The following is a 19347-nucleotide window of genomic DNA, read 5'->3' on the forward strand; positions in this document are numbered from 1 at the left end:
ATTACTTTTTAAAAGTTTGAAATTCACGTATAGCTCTTGGTAATAACATTTGATGGAATGCACATATTGATTTTGGATTTTGATAAGCTGCCTCTGCGAAAGCTTCTATATATCCACGCATTGCCTTCATATCAATAATCTCATCAATCATTCCTGCTGCTGCACATGGTAAAGGTCTTGATTCAGCAGTGAATTTCTCAATTAATTTATTCATTTTATCTATTGTTGGTTGTAAATCTTTTCCAGCTTTTTTATCTTTAGCAAGTCTTCTTGAGTACATTGCTGAAGCTGCTGTTTCTCCATTCATTACATAAACTTCAGATGCTGCTGTTCCTAGTGAGAATACATTTGTATTATTCCCTTGAGGTCCTCCAAGAACATAATGAGCTGCAGCTGATGCTTTTCTTAAAGTTAATTCTACTTGAGGTACTTTTGAGTTTTCAATTGAATATATTAAAGATTGACCTAATCCTAATAATTCAGCTTTTTCTGCCTCATCCCCAACATCTATTCCTGTTGTATCTTGTAACCAAACTATTGGAAGACGATCTCTACCACATAAAGTTACAAATTCATTCATTTTTACAAGTCCTTGACGGTATAGTTTTCCACCAATTCCTATTGAATTTTCTTTATATTCTGGATATTTCATTAGTAATCCTTGAGCATTAGCAACGACTCCTACTAATAATCCGTTTACTTTTGCCATTCCTGTAACAACTTCTGGTCCATAACCTTTTTTATATTCAGAAAATTCACTGTTATCAAATAAACGTCCTATTACTTGGTATACGTCATAAGTTTTCTTTTGGTTCATAGGAATTATTGTATATAAATCTTCTGAATCAAATTTAGGTAATGCTGGATCATCTACTCTAAAGAAATCTAAATTATAAGCAGGAAGCATTCCTAAATATTTTTTAATTCCTTCTAGTACTCCTAATTCTTCTTGATATACTTCTCTCATGAATCCAGTTTCATTGAAATGAACTGAAACTGATCCTGGTGGTAATTGTTTTTTAGAATTGTTAACCATGTCTGCCATTTGTTCTGCAGATTCCATGTCAACATATCCTTTAGGATTCATTCCACCTAATATTCCTGCTCCACCAACTGCCATATTAGCATTTCTATGAGCAACTAATATTGTTGGACTGATACTGTGGTATCCTCCACCAGCTGGGTTTGTTCCATAAATTCCTACAATTACAGGAATTCCTAATTGTTGTAATTCTGCATTTCTAAAGAATGGAGTTCCTCCACCACGTCTGTTAGGATAAACTCTATCTTGTTCGTCGAATTTAACACCACTACAGTTTAAAATATATACTAAAGGTATATTTAATAATTTTGCTGTGTCAGATCCTCTTAATAAACTTTCTGCTTGACCTTTTATCCAAGCTCCAGCTAATTTTTTGTTGTCAGATGCAACTATTACAGCCCATCTTCCATCTATTTTACCTAAACCTTTTACAATCCCAACAGTTCCATGATCGTTTCCTTCTGGATTAAATAAAGAGTTTAATGGACACCAAGTCCCTTTATCTATTAACGCATCAATACGTTGTAAAGCTGTCATTTGTCCAGATTTATTTAAAGATTCTGTTGGACGCCCTGCTTCTTGAGCTGCTTTTATAGCTGCTTGTATTTCTTTTTCAACTTTTTTTATAGCTTCTTTATTTTCCTCGTTTGCTGCAGGAATAGGTTTACCTACTACAGGCATACCTTGAAAATATCTTGGCATTGAATAATTTTTCATTCTTTCCTCCTGAATTTTTATTTTACTTCAAAATTAACTATTTAGATTCCGCAGGCACTTTTATAAAAGCTTGTCCTGGATCAATTTCTTCTCTTATTAATTTTATTACTTCTGGATCAGGAGCGTCTAATTTAACTGCTCTTGAAACATCTATATCAAAACCTGTATTTGCTATTACATCTTCTGGAGATGAAGTTGGATAGTATCCTGCTAAATACATACGTTTAGTTTCATCATCAAACTTAAGTATTCCTCTATCTGTTACTACCATAACTGGTCCTCTGTTTCCAGGAAGTCCTACTTTTTCACGACCTCCAGGTCCGTCCATCCATCCTGCAGATGTTATGTAATCAACCTCTTTCATAAATCTTCTTTTTTCATGTTGCATCATGATTATTGTATTTGAATAAGTAGCTATACCATTTGCTCCACCTGAACCTGTGAATCTAGTTTTTGGATGGTTATAGTCTCCTATTGATGTTGAGTTAACATTTCCATATGGATCTATTTGAGCTCCACCTATGAAAGCTATTAATCTATCTGTATCATGTAACCATTCATTTGCTTCAAATCCTATGAATCTTACATTTGGCCATTGAACACCACAATGTGCCATGAATCTGTTGTCACCAACACTTCTTGGAACTTCTATTGGAGCGCAATCCATTAAACCACTTTCTACTATTAAGTTACATCCTGGAGCAAATACTCTTTTAGCAAGAGAAGCACCTATTAAAGGAAGCCCTGTCCCTACTATAACTATTTGTCCATCTTTTATTTGTCTTCCTATTGTAACTGCTTGCATTTCTTTATTAGTATATTTAGTATAATCTGCCATTGCTATTTTACCTCCTTAGCTGCTTTAGCATATCCAAGTCCTGGAACATTTTTTAAATCAATTAAACGCATAGCACCTAATTTATTCAAATAAGCCTCATGAGTTGGTACATCATATATCCACTCTTGTAAGAAAGCATCAAAATCTTCTTGTGTTTTACTTACAACATCATACATTTTTAAGAATTTATTATCATAATCATAATAATCATAACATTGAGATGGATGTGCTCCATAAGGGGCATGGATAACTGCGTCAACACAGAATCCAGGTATTGATGTTAATGCTGGATTTAAACGAATTTGTTCATTACTTATTACTTCTTCACAAGTAACTATACAACGTTTCCCTGCTACAGCTATATCTACATCATGGAATTCGTCTCCTAAAATTACACAAGTTCCATCTGGTGAAGCTTGTTGTACATGAATTATAGCTAAATCTATTGTAGGAACTGGAACAGCTACTACTTTTTCTCCTTCTTTAAAAGGATTATCTACATAAATAAATTTATCATTAGGTAATTTGTCTATTGTTTTTCTAACTTCTTTAGATATTCCCCATTTGTTTACAAGATCTGTTCCCATCATTAAACGAACTGGTAAATAAGGTAATCCTAATGATGCAGCATGTAACATTAACATGATTACATCTTGAGAATAATCTTCCATATTTAATTTTCCTTGTTCGAACCAAGCTCTGAAACGTCTTGAAACATTTGTTACTCCTGAATTTGCAGTATAACAGTTAATATAAGCTTTTACTCTCCCTGCTCCTATTAATGTATCCCAGTCTCCTCCTGCAGGTCCTGATTCACCTACAAAATCTGTAAATCCTTGTCTTAAAATTTCATTAACTATTGCGTATGGTTTTCTATTTGTAGTAAAACCACCTATAACCATGTGATCTCCATTTTTGACATATTTTGCTACTGCCTCTTTTAAAGACATTACTTTGTTCTCCACGTCAAAAACCTCCCTTTAATTTTATTTTTTTAATTAAATTATAATCTTATACTTTATTTATATTTAAAACAATTTTTTACCCAAATATCATCATAAAGAATCCAGCAGCTACTGCTGAACCTATAACACCTGCAACATTAGGACCCATTGCATGCATTAATAAGAAATTAGTTGGATTTGCTTTTGCTCCTTCAACTTGTGCAACTCTAGCTGCCATTGGTACTGCAGAAACTCCAGCTGCTCCTATTAATGGATTTATTTTCCCTTTTGTTAAGAAACATAGTAATTTTCCTAATAACAATCCACCTGTAGTAGAGAAACAGAAAGCTAAAAGTCCCATTCCTATAATTGCTAAAGTTTGAGTTCTTAAGAATATAACTCCATCAGATGTTGCTCCAACTGCTAATCCTAACATAATTGTTACTATGTTACACAAAGCATTTTGACATGTATCTGTTAAACGACCTACTACTCCTGATTCTCTCATTAGATTTCCATACATTAACATTCCAATTAATGGAGCTACTGAAGGAAGTAATAAAGAACAGAATAATGTTACGAATACTGGGAATACAACTTTTTCAGTTTTAGTAACTTTTCTTAATTGTCCCATTTTTATTTTTCTTTCTTTTTCTGTAGTTAATAGTCTCATAATTGGCGGTTGAATCATTGGAATTAACGCCATATAAGAATAGGCTGCAACTGCTATTGGAGCTACTAGTTGTGGAGCTAAATTATTTGCAATATATATTGCTGTTGGTCCATCTGCTCCTCCTATAATTCCTATAGCTGCTGCTTCACCAACTGAGAATAATCCAGTTGCATTAGCTAACATAAAGGCTATATAAATACCAAATTGAGCTGCTGCTCCTAAAACCAAACTAATTGGGTTTGCAATTAAAGGTCCAAAATCAGTCATTGCTCCAACACACATAAATATTAAACATGGGAATAAACTACTTTTTACCCCGTTATATATTATTCTTAAAATTCCTGATGAATACCAAGGATCTGCATGCTTCATCAAGTCTGCTAAAGGTAAGTTTGCTAAAAACATCCCAAAAGCTATTGGTAAAAGTAATAATGGTTCAAATTTTTTAACAATAGCTAGATATATTAGTACAAAAGCTACTAACATCATAACAGCTTGCTGCCAACTTATTGCTAAGAAACCTGATTGCATCAGTAATTCTTTTAATACTGTAAAAAAGTTCATTTAATGTTCCTCCTTATTTAAGAACAACTAAAGTTGCGTCTGTATCTACTGCATCACCTTTTTTAACAAGAACAGATTCTACTGTTCCGTCAGCTGAAGCAACTACTTCTGTTTCCATCTTCATAGCTTCTAGTATAACTACTACTTGTCCGTATTTAACTGTATCCCCAGCTTGAACTTTAACTTCTAAAACAGTTCCTGGTAAAGGACTTACTATACTTGAATCTCCTGCTGCTACTGGTGCTGGAGTTGCTGCTACTGGTGCTGGTGCTGCTTGAACTGGTGCTGCTTGAACTGGTGCTGCTGCAATAACTACATTAGGATTTGTTATTTCTTCACGTGTTAAAGCTCTGTACTCTTCAACTTTTTCTAATTCAACCTCATATTTTTTTCCGTTTAATGTTGCTATGTATTTCATATTAATATACCCCACCTTTCAATTTTTATTTTAGTTTTTAGTTTATTTTACTTCTTTAATTTCTTTAATTTTATATTCACCTTTTAAAGAACGTACTTCTTCTGATACTGCTGCCATAACAACTGCATAAACATCATCATTATTCTCTTTTTTTGCTTGAACTACTGGTTTTTTAGTTTCATCTTGTCCTGAAAATTTTCCAAATATTTTAGAAAATATTACTATTGACAAGGCTAATGTTACCAAAGCTGAAAAAACTATAGAAATACCCAATCCAGATATAACAAGTGATTCTGCAAAAGACATTACATTACCTTCGAACATTTAATAATACACCTCCTTGTGTTATTATTTTTGTTTTAAATTCCACATTATGGAATGCGTTCCACCAATTTTATAAAAAGATTATAATACAACCTTCCTTAGAAGTCAATAGTTTTTTTTAACTATAGTCGTATTACATAATATTTTCTCCTATTCAATTCATTGCATTCTACAACCGTACAGATAACAGTTGTCGTATATAAAATTTATATCTTTTTAGAATACCCCATACATTGAGATAATTCTTGTCCTTTTATTTTTACCACTTCTTTTAAAAACCCTATCCTTTCTTCTGTTAGGCTTTTATTTCTCAACACAACAATACCAATTGATGAAATAACTTTTCCGCTACTATTGAATATCGGAGCAGCTATCCCCATAGTTCCTTTCACATAATCTCCAGAAGAAGTTGAAATACCATCCTTCCTTATTTTTTCTAATTTTTTTAAAAGTTGTTCCCCCGTCATTTTTAATTTACTTTTTTTTCCTTCTATGATTTTTTTAATATACGCGTCTATAAAGTTCTCATCTTGATAGGCTAATATGGCTCTTCTAATTGCTCCATAATGTAAATATAATTCATCTCCAAATTCTTCTACTATTTTTAAAGTCCTTGGCCCATCAATTCTTTCCAAAACTATTCCTTTATTACCTACAGGTATAACTAAAAATGTATCCTCTCCTGTTAGTGAAACTAATGTCTTTAAAATTGGATATGCTATTTTTTGCAAATGAATATTTTTAGAAGCAGCGCTACCTAATGAAATTAAAGCTGGTCCTAACATATAATAGTGAGACTCTCCATCCTTAACAACATATTTTTCAGAACATAACGTTTTTAATATACGGTGCACTGTGCTAGGTGGAAGATTTAATTCTTCTACTATTTGAGCTATTGTACAGCTTTCTTTATCCTTCAAAACTCCCAATACTTCCATAGATTTTAATAAACTTTGAATCATAATGTTTTATTTGTTAATAAAAATTTTAAAAAATTTCTATAACTTTTCCCTCCTTCCCTACATTAATATAATGTAAAATCCCATTAACTTAATGTAAAATCATCTTTAAATATTTGTGCTATAAATTTAAATCCTCTATTTTTTAGTATACTATTTTTTTTTGAAATAGCAAATTTTTTTGAATTTGTTTTTTTGATATTGAGTTTATCATTAGAAATAAAGAGTTTATGCACTGGTTATATATGGTATATATATTATATGTATGGTATTATTGAAAATATAAATTTTATAAAATTTAGATTATGTGATACTATCGTTTATGAAGTGACAGTTAAGTACAATTTTCTTATACTTTTAATTGAAACTGAACAAAATTATTTTTTTCATTCAGTAGAGCTTATCTTTTAGCGCTATTAATGATATATATATAATACAAATAGGGGGTAATATTTTATGACGTTTAATTTTAATATTTATGAAACTCTTGCAATTGCAATCGTTATACTTTTAGTTGGAGATTTTTTAAAGAAAAGAATTTCTGTACTTGAAAGATTTTTCATTCCTGAACCAGTAATTGGTGGGGTACTATTTTCTATAATTTTACTTATAGGACATAATACTGAATTATTTAATTTCACTTTTGATGGTACTTTAAAAACTTTCTTAATGGTTTCTTTCTACGCAACAGTTGGATTCCTAGCAAGTTTTGAACTTCTAAAAAAAGGTGGAGTTGGAGTTGCTTTATTCTTAGTTTGTGCGATTATACTAGTTACTATACAAGATATAGTTGGTGTATCTCTAGCTAAGATGTTTGGACTACATCCTTTCATAGGTCTTGCAGCTGGTTCTGTTCCTTTAACAGGTGGACATGGAACTTCAGGAGCCTTTGGACCTATACTAGAACAAGCTGGAGCTACTGGAGCAATGTCTGTTGCTATGGCTTCTGCTACATTTGGTCTTGTTGCTGGTTGTTTAATCGGTGGACCTATCGCTAAAAAGTTAATTGAGAAACATACACTTCACGGACCTAGTGAAGAATCTATTATCAATGAAAACAATGAAAATGGAGTTGTTGAACACAAAATAACTGAAAAAAGTATCACACATGCAGTTGTTGCTATTGGTTTAGCTGTAGGTTGTGGAGTTTGGATTCCTGCTTTCTCTAAAGCTCATGGATTAGCTTTACCTATCTACTTAGGACCAATGATTATCGCAGCTTTAATTAGAAACTTAATGGATGCTTCTAAAAAGAAACTTCCTTTAAAAGAAATCTCTTTAATTGGAAACATTGCTCTTGCTTTATTCCTAGCTATGGCATTAATGTCTATGAAGTTATGGCAATTAGCTGACCTTGCTTTACCATTAATTGTTATCTTACTAGTTCAAACTTTCTTAATGGGTGTTTTCGCTTACTTTGTAACATTCAATGTTATGGGTAAAGATTACGACGCTGCTGTTATAGCATGTGGACATTGTGGATTTGGAATGGGAGCTACACCTAATGCAATGGCTAATATGGAATCTTTCACTAAAGCAAATGGACCATCTATAAAGGCATTCTTCGTAATACCTTTAGTTGGATCTCTATTTATAGATTTCTTTAATGCTTTCATAATCACAACTTTTATGAATATATTCAAATAAAAATATACAATTAATAGAAATACCTTTGACTGAAATAGTCAAAGGTATTTTTTTATTAAGAAATAATAAAAATTCCTTCAACTTAAGTTGAAGGAATAATAATTTTTTATGAATATATAATTTTACTATCTTGAGAAAATATCTGCAACATGATATAAATCTAAAATATCTTGTTTCTTTTCACCTTCCCAAGCATAAGAAATAGGATGAGTGACTATAGTTCCATTTTCTATACCAACCATAATTCCACCTTCTCCCTCTTCCAAGGCTTCAATAGCTTTTATCGCCATTCTAGTTGCAATAATTCTATCTCTTCCAGAAGGAGTTCCACCTCTTTGAACATGTCCTAAAATAACTGACCTTACTTCAGTGGAAACTTTCTCTCTTAATTTCTTTTCTATTTCTAAAATATCTCCTGCACCTTCTGCAACAAGTATTATATCATGAAGTCTTCCTGTATTTCTTCTTTGTTTTATTTGAAAAGCGAGCATCTCTATTGAATTCTCAACTTCTGGTATAAGTAATCCATCACCGCCACCAGCAAGACAAGCATGCACAGCTAAATCTCCTGCACTTCTTCCCATAACTTCAATTAATATAGTTCTTTCATGAGAAGTTGCTGTATCTCTTAATTTAGATATTGCATCTAAAATTGTATTTAAACATGTATCGAATCCTATTGTAAAATCAGTACCTATAATATCGTTATCTATGGTTCCTGGCAATCCAACTACCTTTATTCCATGTTCCTTAGCTAGGAGATCTGCACCACGATAAGACCCATCACCACCTATTACCACAAGACCTTCTATGCCTCTTCTTTTTAGATTTTCTGCTGCGATCGCTCTATATTTAGGATCTTTAAATTCTGGACATCTTGCTGTTAGAAGAGCAGTTCCCCCTCTCTCTATGATTCCAGATAAAAATAACCCTTCCATTAAAAAGATTTCATCCATTAACATACCATGATAACCTCTTCTAACACCATAAACTTCCATGCCTTTGTATTGTGCCATTTTTGCAGCTGCTCTTATTGCTGCATTCATTCCAGGAGCGTCTCCTCCACTTGTTAAAATAGCTATTTTTTTCATCTTATCCCTCCAAGTCCTACACATGTTTTACTCTTCTATAAATATACCTATCTTTCTATATTTATTATATCTATTTTCTAATAAAGTATCCATATCTATTTTTTTTAACTCTTGAATTGATGATAATACTGCTTTTTTAAGATTAATTTCTGAGCATTCTTTATTTTTATGAGCTCCACCTAATGGCTCTGGTATTATTTCATCTATTATTTCTAATTTTTTTAAATTTTGAGCTGATATTTTTAAATTCTTTGCAGCTTTTTCAGATAAATTTCCATCTTTAAAAAGTATAGCTGCGCATCCCTCTGGGGAAATAACTGAATAAACAGAATGTTCAAACATCATAACTTTATCTGCCACTGCAAGGGCTAAAGCTCCACCACTTCCCCCTTCACCTATTATTACAGCTATTATTTGTGTCTTCAACCCTGACATTTCCATTAGATTTCTAGCTATCGCTTCTCCTTGTCCTCTTTCTTCAGCTTCTAAGCCAGGATAAGCTCCTGCTGTATCTATTAGTGTTAGTACTGGTATGGAGAACCTTTCAGCTGTTCTCATGAGCCTAAGAGCCTTTCTATACCCTTCAGGACTAGCCATCCCAAAGTTACTATGAAGTTTCTCATCCATACCTCTTCCCTTTTGTATTCCTATAACCATAAACTTTTCTCCAGATATTTTGCATAATCCACCTACAATTGCTCCATCATCACCAAAAAGTCTGTCTCCATGTAGTTCTACAAAATCATCTGTTATACCATTTATATATTCAACTGAATTTGGTCTTTCAGAATTTCTAGCTATAAAAACTTTTTCCCAATCACTCAGATTTGAATATACTTCTTTAGCTTTCTTTTCATATTTTTTATCTAATTTTTCAATTTCATCATCTAAATTAATATTTTTATCTTCAGAAAACTGCTTTAATTCTTCTATTTTATTTTCTATTTCAAAAAGTTCGTTTTCAAATTTCACCATAACCTCCTAACCGCTACAAGATATTGCTTAAAATTTTAGCAACTGTCTCTTTCATATCTTCTCTTTTAACAATCATATCAACCATTCCATGTTTCAACAAAAATTCACTTCTTTGAAATCCTTTTGGTAATTTTTGCTTAATAGTTTCTTCTATAACTCTTTGACCTGCAAACCCTATTAGTGCATTAGGTTCAGTTATTATTATATCTCCTAACATTGCAAAGGAAGCTGTCACTCCACCTGTTGTAGGATTTACTGGAATTGATATAAATGGAATCCCAGCTTGTTTTAATTTTTCAACAGCTGCTGAGGTTTTAGCCATTTGCATTAAAGAAACTATTCCTTCATACATCCTAGCTCCCCCTGAACTAGCAACAATAACCACTGGCAATTTTTCTTTTAGTCCTCTTTCTAATGCTCTTGTTATTTTTTCACCAACAACAGATCCCATACTTCCACCCAAAAAATTAAAATCCATAATAGCTATACTTACTTTTATACCTAAAATATTTCCTATTCCAGACAATACCCCTTCATTCATCTTTGTTTTTTCTTTTGACTTTTCTATCTTTTTTTCATAACCTTCAAATTCTAAAAAATCTTTAGTTTCTAAGTTTTTATCCTTTTCCTCAAATGTATTTTCATCAATTAATAAATTCATCCTTTCTTCTGCAGTCATTTTATAATAATAACCACATTGAGGACATTTTTTTAAATTTCTACCTATATCCTTTTTTATTGTTATCTCTCCACACTCTGGACATTTTTCCCATAATTCTGATACCTCTTCTGTTATTCCATTTTTTTCTTTTTCTATTACTGTACTAGTTTGATCTGAATCCTTAACTGTCAATGTTGCGTACTTTTTCTTTCTTAGAGAAAAAAATCTCATTCTCTTCCTCCTTATTTTTGATTTCGTAACCACTATTTTATATGATTTTTAAAAATATTTCAACATTTATTTGCATTCTATTACATTATAATATAGAATAAACTTAAAAATCTATAACTATTACGAGGTGATTATCATTAATAAAAATTTAACAAACTTACGGCTTGAACTAGATAATATCGACAATAAAATAGCTAAACTTATTTTAGAAAGAATTAACATTGTTAAACAAGTTGGCCACATAAAAAAACAAGAAAAAAATAATTTCTATGTTCCTAATAGAGAAGATGAAATAATATCTAAAATTTCTTCAAATTATCCTGAATTAAATATTTCTATAATTAAAGCTATCTTTACAGAAATAATTTCTGCTTGTAGAAGTTATGAAAAAATTTTTAATATAGCCATCCAAAATAATTCTTTATCTAGAACCGCTACTCAAAAAATATTTGGTTCTTTTTGCAATACTTATATTTTTTCAGATTTAAAAGAAATTAATTTAAAAGATACTGACTATGTTATCCTTACTTTAGATGATTATTATGGTAAATTAGTTGAAATTAATTTAAATTTTTTATTACTAAAAAAAATATCTGTAGAAAACATTGAATTTTGCCTATTACAAAGCAATAAAAAATAATTTTGCTAAATATATAAATAGACTGTATAATTTTAATATGTCTAATTAATTTATTTGGAGGTTTTATAATGAAAAAAATATTAGCATTTATAATAACAGCTGTTTTTGTAGGATGTTCTGGATTGCCATCTGTTCCTTCTAACACTTCTCCAACAGTTTTAAACAAAGTATCTGAATATGTTGATTTAAAAAGTGAAATTTATGGATTAGGATATAATAGAATATCATCTGCAGGGACCTTTGTAGCTGAGGGAAAAGCAAAAAAAGAATCTTTAGCTAAACTTAAAAAAAATGTAGCCAGTGAAGTAGATACTTACTTCAATGATTTTTTGAAAAATGTTGATCCTTATTCAAAATCTATGTTTCTTAGTTCTAGAAATGAATTGAAAAATTATGCTATTGACTCAATCTTATTAAATGCATCCCAAAAAGAAACTTTTGAAATTGACAATAAAATATATATGATTTCAACTGTTGAAAGAAAGGATGTTTTTGAAAAAAGTAAATTTACATTCTTAGAGTATACTTCAAATATAAAAAAAAGATTAGAAAATATATATTCTGATGTAAATACCAATTCTTTTGAAAATATAAATAACAAATCTCCACAAACTAATTTAGTACCTGAAGCTACAATTTCTCAAGAATCATCTGAAAATAGTGAAACAAATATTTCTTCAACTGATTTTACATCTCTTGAAGATGATCCTTTATTCCTGTAAAACTTTAATATGAAAGGAGTTTATTTAAAATTATGAAAAAATTATCTTTATTATTCCTTACTTTATTTTTCATGATAGGTTGTAGTAATTTAGAAAAAAATGTTCCTTTGAAAACTGGAACTTTTAAAACATTTTATGAAAATGGTAATTGTAAAAAAATAAAAAACTATACTGATGGACTTTTAGATGGAGAATTTATAGAGTTTTTTGAAAATTCTAATATAAAAACTAAAGTTAATTACAAAAATGGAAAAAAAGATGGAATTTTCCAAAATTTCTATGAAGATGGAGATTTAAAAGAAACTGGACTTTATAAAGATGGATTGAAATTTGGAATTTGGACTTATTTTAATAAAGATAAAAGTATAAATTTTAAAACTGATTTCAAAAATAAAGGTTATTTTAATCCTGAAATACTAAATAATTCTAAAGAAAAAATTCCTTCAGATTAATCTGAAGGAATTTTTCATATAATTAAATTTTTAATTTATTCAGGAACAATCATAACTATACAATGAGAATGCTTAACTACATAATTAGTTACGGATCCTATCATACGAGTCAATCCCTTCTTTGTAGATTTAGTCATTACTATTATATCACTACTTTCTGTTTTTGCTATTCTTAATATTTCTCTACCTGGTTCAACAAATCCAACTCTAGTAGTTACATCATAATTTTCCAATTGATCAACAGCTTCAGCTACTTTTTCTTGCATTTCTTTTTCTGCTTCTGAATAATCCATTTCTTCAATAAATAATTTAGCATCTTCTTTAACATATAACAGTGTAATTGAGACATCTTCAGGTTTATAAAGATTTTTAACTAAGTTAATTGAATGCATGCTTCTTTCTGTCCCATCTAAAGGTATTAACAATTTTTTCATAACAAAGCCTCCTTATACAGATTAATAAAGTAAAAATTTAAAAAACTCCTATTATTATAGTATTCTAAATTTATTTAATTTTTCCTTTATTTTTAATCAATTCTTAGGAAAAAAATATTTTTATCATCCATTAATTTAACAATGTCATGCATTTTATCGTTTGTAATCTCTTGTGTTATGTATATATTATAATCATTAATTTTTTCTTCTTTTTCTATAAAATTTAATTGTTCAAGATTAAATTTTTTCACTGTTCTAATATAATATTTTCCTTTTATCAATGAAGAATCTTTTGTCAATTTTTTATTAAAGTTTGGATAATCATATTCTTTTTCCTCTAATATTTCTATTAAATCTTGAACTCCTGCATTTCCAGTTGGATATTTTCCCGCACCTTGTCCAAAAAATTTAAGCTCTCCTATTGTTTCACCTTTTAAAAAAGCAATATTGAAATTTGTAGGAACAGTTGCCTCAATTTTATTAAAATCAAAAGCAACTGGTTCAACACAACAAATATAATTGTCATTCTCTTTTTTCCCTATGGCCATTAATTTAATGACTCTATCTTGTTTCTTAAAGTAATCTATATCTATTTTTAAAATATTTCTAATTCCAAAAACTTTAACTTCTTCCTTTGGAACTAAAAAATCAAAAGCAATTGAAGAAGAAATAATTATTTTTCTCAAAATATCTATTCCATCTATGTCAGCAGAAGGATCCGCTTCAGCATAACCTTTTTCTTGAGCTTCTTCTAATGCTTCTTTAAATTCAGCAGAATATTTAGTCATTTTGTCCAAAATAAAATTTGTAGTACCGTTAAATATTCCACCAATCTCAGAGACTTCATCTACTTTTTTAACTTTTTTTAATCCTTCTATTATAGGAACTCCCCCGCATACACTAGGTTCATAATAAAATTTTACTTTATTTTTTTTTGCAACTTCTATAAATTCTTCGAAATTCTCAGCTACAACAGCTTTATTTGCTGTTACTACATTTTTACCAGCCTTTAAAGAGTCTATAATATAGTTATAAGCTGGATATATCCCTCCCATAACTTCTACTACAGTGTCAATCTCTTCATCTTGTATTATTTCCTGAGGATTTATGGTTAGAATATTTAAAGTTCTCCCTTTAATTGAACTTACCAAAGCTTTTTTCACTTCAATTTTTTTTAAATTTAAAGTTTTTTTAGTGTCTATAATGTCGTAAATACCTTTTCCTACTACTCCAAAACCAAATAATCCTACTTTCATAATTACCTCCATTTAATATATGTAATATATTTTTTTATGTATTACTGAGTATTATACCACATTTATTAGTCTATTTGGAACATAAAAAATATCCAACACTATATGAAAGACTTTTATCCTTGAAAGTTCTTATTTTACGAACAGATGATTTTGAATTTATCCCTACACCTGTTTTTTTCAAATGTCTCAATGCATCTAATGGTTCTTCAAAATTAATAACCTTATCTTCTTCCCAGCTTTCAACTTCTGAAAAATTTTTCTTTAATAATAACATGATTTCTTCCCTTGTTTTGTAATCTAAGCTAATATTAAAATGTTCTTGAATTTCTTTTAAATTACCCTTTAGATATACAGAAAACGCTAATTTGTCAGTAGTTTTAGAAATATCCTTAAATAAGCTTTCTAAATCCTCTATCCATTGAAAACTAGAGCTTGAAATAACTAAATCATATTTTTCTTTTAAACATTTAGACATATCTTCTTTTATAAATTTATGATATTTTATATCTGATAAATATTCTCTAGTATCAAAATAATCATTTAGATTTAGTTTTTCTACTTCTAAATTTTTTATAACATATCTTGTAAATATTCCTGTTCCACACCCCAATTCAATAACTTTGGAATAATTAGTTTTTTTAAATTTATTATTTATTAAATCAATTAGTTTTTTGGCCACTTGTTTTTGTACTATTGCATTATCATCATATGTTGAAAAGTTTTTATTAAATTCTTTCATAATTATCTTAATATATCCTCCCAGCTTTTTAATTGAGAAAAAATATAATGACCTCCATCTACTTTTTTTATCTCTACGTCCTTTGATTCATAATATTTATTTTGATTTTTACTTTTTATTATTTTATCATTTATGCTAATAATAGCCTTTGAAACTTTATTTTCTTGAGGACTGTAGTTGTCTTTTAAATATTGAAGTTCATAAATTAATTCATCTATTTTCTTGCTTTTGGTCATAAATTTGTAATCCATATTAATATAAAATTTTTCTAAATTTTCTTCATTCATATGCTTTAAAGTTAAGTTATAAACTTTTTCTGGAATTCCATTTTTACCAATTATTTCAGGAGTTCCATTTATAGCTATAACATCTTCGTAGCTAATGTCTTTATTTTTATTTAAAAATTCACACATATAATACACACCAAAAGACCATCCTACAAATATTTTTCTTTTGTAATTTTCTAATTTAACTTTATCTATTTTATAAGGAAAGGATATATTTAAGACTTCATAATTTGTTTTGTTTTCTAATTTTTTTAAAATTTTTTCATCCATTCCCCAGCCATTAAAAAATATTATTATATTCATATTTAAATTCCTTTAAAAAAATTTCCATATCCTTTTTTGTTATATTTGGATTTAAACCTATTCTTATTCTCTCTGTTCCTTTCCCCACTGTTGGACTTTTAATAGAATAAACTATATATCCTTTGCTTCTTAAATTTTTTGAAATTATATCCACTTTTTGGTTATCTCCCACAACTAAACCTAATATATGGGAATCTGAAACTACATTTATTTCTAATTCTTTTATTTTAAGAAAAGTAAATTCTATTAATTCTTTTAATTTCTTTCTTCTGTCTTCAAATTTATCCATATTTTTTAAGATAAATAAATTCCAAAAAATATTAACTGGAGGTAAACTTGTAGTATAAATAAATTCTTTCCCACAATTTATTAAATAATCCTTATAATAATCTTCACAAATTATATAAGCTCCTATGGATCCTCCGCCTTTTCCCAATGGAATAACTAAAAAATCAATATCCTTGATTAAGTTTAAATTATAAGAAATCCCATATCCAAAAACTCCATAAGAATGTGCCTCATCTATCATTAAAGAACAATTGTACTTTTTTTTAAGCTCTACTAATTTTTTTAAGTTAGCTGTATCTCCTTCCATACTGTAAATAGTTTCAGAAACAATTAATATATCCTTATATTTTTCTGAGTATTTTTTCAATATGCTTTCAAGGTGATCCATATCTAGATGTTTATATCTAGATATTTTACAATTACTTAATATTATTCCATTATATATACTTGCATGATTTAGTTTGTCTGTTATTATTAGGGAATTTTTATTATAAAAAGTTTCTATTATTGTCTTATTTGCTGAAAATCCACTATTCATAACAAGAGCTGGTTTTTCATAAATTTCCTCTAATTGTACTTCTAATTTTATAATTCCATTATAATTTCCTGTGATTAATCTAGAAGAACTAGATGATAAATATACTTCCTCTTTAAATTCTTCATAAAATTTTTCTTTCAATTTATCGTCATGAGCCAATCCTAAATAATCATTTGAAGATAAATTTAAATCTTTTTCATTGAAAATTTTCAATGTTCTAAAGTTATTTTCTTGTTTTTTTTTATTTAACTCTAATATTATTTCATCTTTTTTCATAGTTATAATCTTCCTTATATTTCAAAATTAAAGTTTATTTTTTATTTGAAAGAAATTCATCAATTGAAATTTTACAAATACTTACCATTTCATCTATTTCTTCTTTTGATATTATAAATGGAGGTAAGAAATAAATAGTATCTCCCAATGGTCTCAATATTGCTCCATTTTTTAAAGCAGTTTTATATATCCCATATCCAACTCTTTCCTTTGAAGAAAATCTTTCTTTTGTTTTTTTATCTTTTACAATTTCTAAAACACCTATCATTCCTATTCTTCTTATTTCTCCTATGTTTTCATTTTCTCCAAAAACTTCTTTCATTTTTGCCTCTAGATAGTCTCCTTTTTCATTTATTTGAGCTAATATATTTTCCTCTTCATAAATTTTTAGAACTTCCAAGGCAATTCTACACCCTAAAGGATTTCCTGAGAAACTGTGAGAATGTAAAAAAGATTTTCCTTCTGAATAATCAGCATAGAAAGAATCATATATTTCTTCTCTCATACAAACTATAGACATTGGATAGTATCCTGCTGTTAAGGCTTTTCCCACAGTCATTATATCTGGAGAAATTCCTGCCCATTCACTGGCAAACATTTTCCCAGTTCTTCCAAATCCCATAGCTATTTCATCAACAATCATAACTATATTTAATTCCTCTGTTACTTCTCTTAATTTTCTTAAATATTTTGGAGAATATATTTTCATTCCCCCTGCTCCTTGAACAATAGGCTCAACAATTACTGCTGCTATTTCTTCATGATTTTCTCTTAATTCTTTTTCCATATATGAAAAACATTCTGCTCCACAAGTTTTGTATTCTTTATTAAATTTACATTTAAAACATTCAGGGCCCTCAACTTTAACTGCTTCTTTTATTAATGGTCTATATGTTTTTGTGAAAAAATCAATATCTCCAACAGCTAACGCTCCTATTGTTTCACCGTGATATGAATTTTTAATTGTTACAAATTTTCTTTTCTTTTCATAACCCCTTTGGTTTTGAGATTGGTAAGCTAGCTTTAAAGCTATCTCTACACCTGAGGATCCATTATCTGCAAAAAATAATTTTGATAACCCCTCTGGTAAAAGTTCAACTAATTTTTCTGAAAGTTCTATAGCAGGCTTATGGGAAAAATTAGAAAAAATTACATGCTCTAAAGTATTCGCTTGATCAATTAACACCTTATTTATTCTTTCATTACAATGTCCTAAAGGATTTAACCACCAACTTGCAATACAATCCATATATTTTTTTCCAAATTCATCATACACGTACATCCCCTTTGCTTTTTCTATAACAATTGGAGGAAAATCTTCATAATCTTTCATTTGAGAACAAGGATGGAATATATGTTTTAAATCTCTTTTTTGTAATTCACTTAAATTTTTATTTATTTTCATTTTTTTTCTCCCCTAATAAATTAATTAAATCATTTTTTTCTAAACTTTTTTGACCTTTTTTTACTGTTATATAATTTTTTATTTCACTATCCTCTAATACCACGCTAATATTATCATCTTCATATTTTTCCCCAGTATATCCATTAAAAACTATTCCTTGAATTTCAATTCCTTTTGTTTTTAAAAATTCTATTGTTAGCATAGTATGATTTATTCCTCCAACCTTAGTACTTGAAACTAAAATAATCGGTAATTTTAACTCTTTCATAATATCAAACATATAAACTTTATTTCTTATAACTGGAACGTATACTCCCCCTGCTCCTTCAACTATAACAGTTGAGTATTCTTTCTTTTTTATTTTTATTTTTTCATAAATTTTATTAATATCTATTTCCTTATTTTCCATTTCAGCTGCAAGATGAGGTGATACTTCTGGCATTAAAGTAACAGTACACATATCCTTATCATATTCAACTCCACTAAAATCACATACAAATTTAACATCTGGAGCTATTATTTTATCAGCTTTATAAAAACATCCACTTTGAATAGGTTTATAATAACCTGCATTCTCCCTTTCTTTTAAAGCTTTGTAGAGTAAAGCACTTATGTAAGTTTTCCCTATATCTGTCCCTATCCCAGTAACAAAATATCCTGATTTTAATTCTTTTTCCAAAAAAATCACTCCCTTTAAACTTTTATCAAACACAATCATTATATATTTAAAATGGTTAATATTACAATAAAAAATATCTTGAAGGTTAACATTAAGAAATATAAAAAAGTCCCCCTTAATGTAGTGCACCCAAAATCTTAGACAAATAAGATGGAGGGTGCATTTCTTATGTCCAAATTAACAAATAAACAAAAAATAGAAATTTATGAAAGAAGGTTGAAAGGAGAAACAGTAAAATCTTTAG

Annotated in this window: 21 protein-coding genes; 4 read left to right on the top strand and 17 right to left on the bottom strand. The window is 29.0% G+C overall.

Annotation, left to right across the window (positions count from 1 at the left end):
* Position 1: 1 nt before the first annotated feature.
* From GIL12_RS06605 to GIL12_RS06635, 7 genes are all read right to left on the bottom strand, one after another.
* Positions 2–1759, bottom strand: a complete 1758-nt coding sequence (locus GIL12_RS06605) for an acyl-CoA carboxylase subunit beta (RefSeq protein ID WP_163469710.1) — start codon at positions 1757–1759, stop codon at positions 2–4.
* Positions 1760–1796: 37 nt separating this feature from the next.
* The gene (gctB, locus tag GIL12_RS06610; protein WP_163469711.1) at positions 1797–2597 is read right to left on the bottom strand and encodes a glutaconate CoA-transferase subunit B; all 801 of its coding nucleotides are present in this window, start codon (positions 2595–2597) and stop codon (positions 1797–1799) included.
* A 2-nt stretch (positions 2598–2599) separates the two neighbouring features.
* A complete protein-coding gene (gene gctA, locus GIL12_RS06615) occupies positions 2600–3547 on the bottom strand; it encodes a glutaconate CoA-transferase subunit A (protein WP_163469731.1) in 948 nt (315 codons plus the stop codon).
* Positions 3548–3638: 91 nt separating this feature from the next.
* Positions 3639–4778: a sodium ion-translocating decarboxylase subunit beta gene (locus tag GIL12_RS06620; RefSeq protein ID WP_163469712.1), complete on the bottom strand. Its 1140-nt coding sequence runs from the start codon at positions 4776–4778 to the stop codon at positions 3639–3641.
* A gap of 13 nt (positions 4779–4791) precedes the next feature.
* Positions 4792–5196, bottom strand: a complete 405-nt coding sequence (locus tag GIL12_RS06625; RefSeq protein WP_163469713.1) for a biotin/lipoyl-containing protein — start codon at positions 5194–5196, stop codon at positions 4792–4794.
* 42 nt (positions 5197–5238) lie between these two features.
* Complete coding sequence (locus GIL12_RS06630; RefSeq protein ID WP_163469714.1) at positions 5239–5520, bottom strand: OadG family protein; 282 nt, start codon at positions 5518–5520, stop codon at positions 5239–5241.
* A gap of 206 nt (positions 5521–5726) precedes the next feature.
* The gene (locus GIL12_RS06635; RefSeq protein WP_255461057.1) at positions 5727–6482 is read right to left on the bottom strand and encodes an IclR family transcriptional regulator; all 756 of its coding nucleotides are present in this window, start codon (positions 6480–6482) and stop codon (positions 5727–5729) included.
* 453 nt (positions 6483–6935) lie between these two features.
* Here GIL12_RS06635 and gltS point away from each other — a divergent pair, with 453 nt between their 5' ends.
* Positions 6936–8126: a sodium/glutamate symporter gene (gene gltS, locus GIL12_RS06640; protein WP_163469716.1), complete on the top strand. Its 1191-nt coding sequence runs from the start codon at positions 6936–6938 to the stop codon at positions 8124–8126.
* Positions 8127–8251: 125 nt separating this feature from the next.
* Here the strand turns inward: gltS and pfkA are convergent, their stop codons facing one another.
* Genes pfkA through accD form a run of 3 tightly spaced genes read right to left on the bottom strand, consistent with a single transcriptional unit; the run spans position 8252 to position 11084 of the window.
* Complete coding sequence (gene pfkA / locus GIL12_RS06645) at positions 8252–9217, bottom strand: 6-phosphofructokinase (protein WP_163469717.1); 966 nt, start codon at positions 9215–9217, stop codon at positions 8252–8254.
* A 27-nt stretch (positions 9218–9244) separates the two neighbouring features.
* Positions 9245–10189 (bottom strand): acetyl-CoA carboxylase carboxyltransferase subunit alpha, encoded by a 945-nt coding sequence (locus tag GIL12_RS06650; RefSeq protein WP_163469732.1) that lies wholly within the window; start codon positions 10187–10189, stop codon positions 9245–9247.
* A 16-nt stretch (positions 10190–10205) separates the two neighbouring features.
* On the bottom strand, positions 10206–11084 hold the full coding sequence (gene accD / locus GIL12_RS06655; protein ID WP_163469718.1) for an acetyl-CoA carboxylase, carboxyltransferase subunit beta: 879 nt from the start codon (positions 11082–11084) through the stop codon (positions 10206–10208).
* 127 nt (positions 11085–11211) lie between these two features.
* On the opposite strand from accD, the gene GIL12_RS06660 reads away from it, so the two are divergent.
* The 3 genes from GIL12_RS06660 to GIL12_RS06670 all read left to right on the top strand — a co-directional run bounded on the left by GIL12_RS06660 (position 11212) and on the right by GIL12_RS06670 (position 12898).
* On the top strand, positions 11212–11724 hold the full coding sequence (locus GIL12_RS06660) for a chorismate mutase (RefSeq protein ID WP_163469719.1): 513 nt from the start codon (positions 11212–11214) through the stop codon (positions 11722–11724).
* A gap of 68 nt (positions 11725–11792) precedes the next feature.
* Positions 11793–12446, top strand: coding sequence for a hypothetical protein (locus tag GIL12_RS06665; RefSeq protein WP_163469720.1), 654 nt, complete (start codon positions 11793–11795; stop codon positions 12444–12446).
* A gap of 32 nt (positions 12447–12478) precedes the next feature.
* Positions 12479–12898 (top strand): toxin-antitoxin system YwqK family antitoxin, encoded by a 420-nt coding sequence (locus GIL12_RS06670; protein ID WP_163469721.1) that lies wholly within the window; start codon positions 12479–12481, stop codon positions 12896–12898.
* Between the two features lie 35 nt (positions 12899–12933).
* On the opposite strand, the gene GIL12_RS06675 is transcribed toward GIL12_RS06670, so the two are convergent.
* From GIL12_RS06675 to bioD, 7 genes are all read right to left on the bottom strand, one after another.
* Entirely contained in the window at positions 12934–13332 is a 399-nt protein-coding gene (locus GIL12_RS06675) for a universal stress protein (RefSeq protein ID WP_163469722.1), read from the bottom strand.
* Positions 13333–13424: 92 nt separating this feature from the next.
* Positions 13425–14588 (bottom strand): homoserine dehydrogenase, encoded by a 1164-nt coding sequence (locus tag GIL12_RS06680; protein WP_163469723.1) that lies wholly within the window; start codon positions 14586–14588, stop codon positions 13425–13427.
* Positions 14589–14658: 70 nt separating this feature from the next.
* A complete protein-coding gene (locus tag GIL12_RS06685) occupies positions 14659–15327 on the bottom strand; it encodes a methyltransferase domain-containing protein (RefSeq protein ID WP_163469724.1) in 669 nt (222 codons plus the stop codon).
* Positions 15328–15329: 2 nt separating this feature from the next.
* Positions 15330–15917 (bottom strand): pimeloyl-ACP methyl esterase BioG family protein, encoded by a 588-nt coding sequence (locus GIL12_RS06690; protein ID WP_163469725.1) that lies wholly within the window; start codon positions 15915–15917, stop codon positions 15330–15332.
* The gene (locus tag GIL12_RS06695; protein WP_163469726.1) at positions 15895–17019 is read right to left on the bottom strand and encodes an aminotransferase class I/II-fold pyridoxal phosphate-dependent enzyme; all 1125 of its coding nucleotides are present in this window, start codon (positions 17017–17019) and stop codon (positions 15895–15897) included. Before GIL12_RS06695 ends, GIL12_RS06690 begins: the two co-directional genes overlap by 23 nt.
* Before the next feature lie 34 nt (positions 17020–17053).
* Positions 17054–18424 (bottom strand): adenosylmethionine--8-amino-7-oxononanoate transaminase, encoded by a 1371-nt coding sequence (gene bioA / locus GIL12_RS06700; RefSeq protein WP_370456703.1) that lies wholly within the window; start codon positions 18422–18424, stop codon positions 17054–17056.
* Positions 18411–19103 (bottom strand): dethiobiotin synthase, encoded by a 693-nt coding sequence (bioD, locus tag GIL12_RS06705; protein WP_239056076.1) that lies wholly within the window; start codon positions 19101–19103, stop codon positions 18411–18413. The genes bioA and bioD overlap by 14 nt, the downstream gene beginning before the upstream one ends.
* Positions 19104–19347: the final 244 nt, after the last annotated feature.

Origin of the sequence: Fusobacterium sp. IOR10 (genome assembly GCF_010367435.1) — a bacterium.
In the GTDB taxonomy this organism is placed as follows: Bacteria; Fusobacteriota; Fusobacteriia; order Fusobacteriales; family Fusobacteriaceae; genus Fusobacterium_B.

Coding starts and splice junctions, on each gene's coding strand:
- GIL12_RS06680 (WP_163469723.1), bottom strand. CDS start 14,588: ATGAAAGTAGGATTATTTGGTTTTGGAGTAGTAGGAAAAGGTATTTAC.
- accD (WP_163469718.1), bottom strand. CDS start 11,084: ATGAGATTTTTTTCTCTAAGAAAGAAAAAGTACGCAACATTGACAGTT.
- GIL12_RS06625 (WP_163469713.1), bottom strand. CDS start 5,196: ATGAAATACATAGCAACATTAAACGGAAAAAAATATGAGGTTGAATTA.
- gltS (WP_163469716.1), top strand. CDS start 6,936: ATGACGTTTAATTTTAATATTTATGAAACTCTTGCAATTGCAATCGTT.
- bioA (WP_370456703.1), bottom strand. CDS start 18,424: ATGAAAATAAATAAAAATTTAAGTGAATTACAAAAAAGAGATTTAAAA.
- pfkA (WP_163469717.1), bottom strand. CDS start 9,217: ATGAAAAAAATAGCTATTTTAACAAGTGGAGGAGACGCTCCTGGAATG.
- GIL12_RS06635 (WP_255461057.1), bottom strand. CDS start 6,482: ATGATTCAAAGTTTATTAAAATCTATGGAAGTATTGGGAGTTTTGAAG.
- GIL12_RS06690 (WP_163469725.1), bottom strand. CDS start 15,917: ATGAATATAATAATATTTTTTAATGGCTGGGGAATGGATGAAAAAATT.
- GIL12_RS06670 (WP_163469721.1), top strand. CDS start 12,479: ATGAAAAAATTATCTTTATTATTCCTTACTTTATTTTTCATGATAGGT.
- GIL12_RS06685 (WP_163469724.1), bottom strand. CDS start 15,327: ATGAAAGAATTTAATAAAAACTTTTCAACATATGATGATAATGCAATA.
- GIL12_RS06665 (WP_163469720.1), top strand. CDS start 11,793: ATGAAAAAAATATTAGCATTTATAATAACAGCTGTTTTTGTAGGATGT.
- gctB (WP_163469711.1), bottom strand. CDS start 2,597: ATGGCAGATTATACTAAATATACTAATAAAGAAATGCAAGCAGTTACA.
- GIL12_RS06695 (WP_163469726.1), bottom strand. CDS start 17,019: ATGAAAAAAGATGAAATAATATTAGAGTTAAATAAAAAAAAACAAGAA.
- GIL12_RS06620 (WP_163469712.1), bottom strand. CDS start 4,778: ATGAACTTTTTTACAGTATTAAAAGAATTACTGATGCAATCAGGTTTC.
- GIL12_RS06605 (WP_163469710.1), bottom strand. CDS start 1,759: ATGAAAAATTATTCAATGCCAAGATATTTTCAAGGTATGCCTGTAGTA.
- GIL12_RS06675 (WP_163469722.1), bottom strand. CDS start 13,332: ATGAAAAAATTGTTAATACCTTTAGATGGGACAGAAAGAAGCATGCAT.
- gctA (WP_163469731.1), bottom strand. CDS start 3,547: ATGTCTTTAAAAGAGGCAGTAGCAAAATATGTCAAAAATGGAGATCAC.
- GIL12_RS06630 (WP_163469714.1), bottom strand. CDS start 5,520: ATGTTCGAAGGTAATGTAATGTCTTTTGCAGAATCACTTGTTATATCT.